Genomic DNA, 3,626 nt, shown 5'->3' with positions numbered 1-3,626 from the left:
AATCCCGTCATTCCCGCACAAGCGGGAATCCAAAAACAAAAAGCCGCAGAAATTTAACGGAAGAACCGAACCCCGAAAATCGGCTTCCCACCTTCGCCTGAATAACAGAACAAAGGAAGCGGAAATAAAAACATCGGGATTCTTTTTTTAAATTGGCAATAAAACACCAAAATGAATAATTCACACAACAAAAAATAGTCAACACCGCCAAATCGGCGTAAAATACAAGACATTATCACCCTTAAAACGGTAAAACCTTATGAAAACCAAACGTTTTAAAATTAACGCCATATCCTTATCCATCTTTCTTGCCTATGCCCTTACGCCATACTCAGAAGCGGCATTGGTCAGAGACGATGTCGATTATCAAATATTCCGTGACTTTGCAGAAAACAAAGGCAAATTTTTTGTCGGCGCAACCGATTTATCAGTGAAAAACAAACAAGGTCAAAACATCGGCAACGCATTATCCAACGTACCGATGATTGATTTTAGCGTTGCAGATGTCAACAAACGCATAGCAACGGTAGTCGATCCCCAATATGCTGTCAGCGTCAAACACGCCAAAGCAGAAGTCCATACTTTTTATTACGGTCAATACAACGGTCATAATGATGTAGCCGACAAAGAAAATGAATACCGCGTTGTCGAACAAAATAACTATGAACCCCATAAAGCTTGGGGTGCGAGCAACTTAGGCCGTCTCGAAGATTATAATATGGCGCGTTTTAACAAGTTTGTAACCGAAGTTGCGCCGATTGCACCAACTGATGCCGGCGGCGGATTGGATACCTACAAAGATAAAAACCGTTTTTCCTCTTTTGTCAGAGTTGGCGCAGGCAGGCAATTAGTTTATGAAAAAGGGGCTTATCATCAAGAAGGGAAAGAAAAAGGCTACGATTTGCGCGATCTTTCACAAGCCTATCGTTATGCCATTGCAGGTACACCTTATAAAGATATTAATATTGACCAAACAATGAATACCGAAGGTTTGATTGGCTTTGGTAATCACAATACACACTATTCAGCAGAAGAACTTAAACAAGCACTCTCGCAAGATGCGTTAACAAATTACGGCGTATTGGGCGATAGCGGCTCTCCGTTATTTGCTTTTGACAAACAAAAAAATCAATGGGTCTTTTTGGGAACTTATGATTATTGGGCAGGTTACGGAAAAAAATCTTGGCAAGAATGGAATATCTATAAAAAAGAATTTGCAGATGAAATCAAACAACGCGATAACGCCGGCACCATCAAAGGTAATAGAGAACATCATTGGAAAACCACGGGCACAAACAGCCATATCGGTTCGACAGCGGTAAGGCTTGCCGGCAATGAAAGGGGTGCAAACAACGGACAGAATGTTACCTTTGAAAACAACGGCACTTTGGTATTGGATCAAAACATCAACCAAGGCGCGGGCGGTCTGTTTTTCAAAGGCGATTACACAGTCAAAGGTGCAAATAATGACATCACTTGGCTAGGTGCGGGGATTGATGTTGCCGACGGCAAAAAAGTCGTTTGGCAAGTCAAAAATCCGAAAGGCGATAAATTAGCGAAAATCGGCAAAGGCACTTTGGAAGTAAACGGTACAGGCGTAAATCAAGGCGAATTAAAAGTCGGCGACGGTACGGTTATTCTGAATCAACAAGCCGATGCCGACAAAAAAGTCCAGGCTTTCTCCCAAGTCGGCATTGTGAGCGGGCGCGGTACATTGGTATTAAATAGTTCAAATCAGATTAATCCCGATAACCTATATTTCGGTTTCCGTGGCGGTCGTTTGGATGCCAATGGCAATGACTTGACTTTTGAACACATCCGCAACGTGGATGAAGGTGCGCGCATTGTCAACCACAACACAGGTCACGCCTCCACAATCACGCTAACGGGTAAATCTTTGATTACCGATCCCAAAACCATCTCTATTCATTATATTCAAAATAATGATGATGACGATGATGGTTATTACTATTACCGCCCTAGGAAACCGATTCCACAAGGCAAAGATCTTTATTTCAAAAACTACCGTTATTACGCCCTAAAATCCGGCGGCAGCGTGAACGCACCGATGCCCGAAAACGGACAAACGGAAAATAACGACTGGATTTTAATGGGCAGCACACAAGAAGAAGCCAAGAAAAACGCGATGAACCACAAAAACAATCAGCGTATTAGCGGTTTTAGCGGTTTCTTTGGCGAAGAAAACGGAAAAGGACATAACGGCGCATTAAACCTTAATTTCAACGGCAAAAGCGCACAAAACCGTTTCTTGTTAACAGGCGGTGCCAATTTAAACGGAAAAATAAGCGTAACTCAAGGCAATGTCTTGTTATCAGGTCGTCCAACACCACACGCAAGAGATTTTGTGAACAAATCTTCAGCCCGAAAAGACGCACATTTCTCCAAAAACAATGAAGTCGTATTTGAAGACGACTGGATAAACCGCACATTCAAAGCCACAGAAATTGCGGTTAATCAATCCGCATCATTCTCTTCCGGCAGAAATGTATCCAACATTACCGCCAACATCACCGCAACAGACAACGCCAAAGTAAATTTGGGTTACAAAAACGGCGATGAAGTTTGCGTGCGCTCGGACTATACCGGTTACGTTACCTGCAACACAGACAACTTATCCGATAAGGCTTTAAACAGCTTTGGAGCGACACAGATTAACGGCAATGTGAATTTGAGTCAGAATGCGGCATTGGTCTTAGGCAAGGCTGCATTATGGGGGCAAATTCAAGGGCAAGGAAACAGCAGCGTCAGCCTAAACCAACATAGCAAATGGCATTTGACCGGCGACAGCCAAGTACACAATCTGTCATTGGCGGATAGCCATATTCATTTGAACAACGCTTCCGACGCGCAAAGTGCAAATAAATACCACACGCTCAAAATCAATCATTTATCCGGTAACGGGCATTTTCATTATCTGACGCACCTGGCGAAAAATCTTGGGGATAAAGTGCTTGTGAAGGAATCCGCATCCGGTCATTATCAGCTCCATGTTCAAGATAAAACAGGCGAACCCAATCAGGAAGGGCTGAATCTCTTTGATGCATCATCCGTACAAGACCGTTCGCACCTTTCTGTTTCCTTGGCGAATAACCATGTAGATTTAGGCGCATTGCGTTATACAATCAAAACAGAAAACGGTATTACCCGATTGTACAATCCTTATGCCGAGAACCGCCGCCGAGTCAAACCGGCCCCGTCTCCTGCCACAAACACGGCTTCTCAAGCACAAAAGGCAACACAAACGGACGGTGCACAAATTGCCAAGCCTCAAAATATCGTCGTCGCACCACCTAGCCCGCAGGCAAATCAAGCCGAAGAAGCAAAACGCCAGCAAGCAAAAGCGGAGCAAGTGAAGCGTCAGCAAGCAGAAGCAGAGCGTAAATCGGCAAAGTTAGCAAAACAAAAAGCAGAAGCCGAACGCGAAGCAAGAGAGCTGGCGACCCGCCAAAAAGCAGAACAAGAACGCAGCAGCGCCGAACTTGCACGTCGACATGAAAAAGAACGCGAAGCGGCAGAGTTGTCGGCAAAACAAAAAGTCGAAGCCGAACGTGAGGCTCAAGCATTGGCGGTACGCCGAAAAGCAGAAGCCGAAGAGGCAAAACGCC

Annotated in this window: 1 pseudogene; it reads left to right on the top strand. The window is 44.4% G+C overall.

The window, feature by feature from the left end:
* Positions 1–259 precede the first annotated feature (259 nt).
* A pseudogene (gene iga / locus HMPREF2959_RS13180) lies at positions 260–3,626 on the top strand (IgA-specific serine endopeptidase autotransporter); the annotation flags it as partial.

It is taken from the genome of Neisseria sp. HMSC070F02 (assembly GCF_001814225.1).
Lineage (GTDB): Bacteria > Pseudomonadota > Gammaproteobacteria > Burkholderiales > Neisseriaceae > Neisseria > Neisseria meningitidis.
The sequence above is the reverse complement of the archived record's forward strand: the minus strand, read 5'-3'. Positions and strand labels throughout refer to the sequence as shown.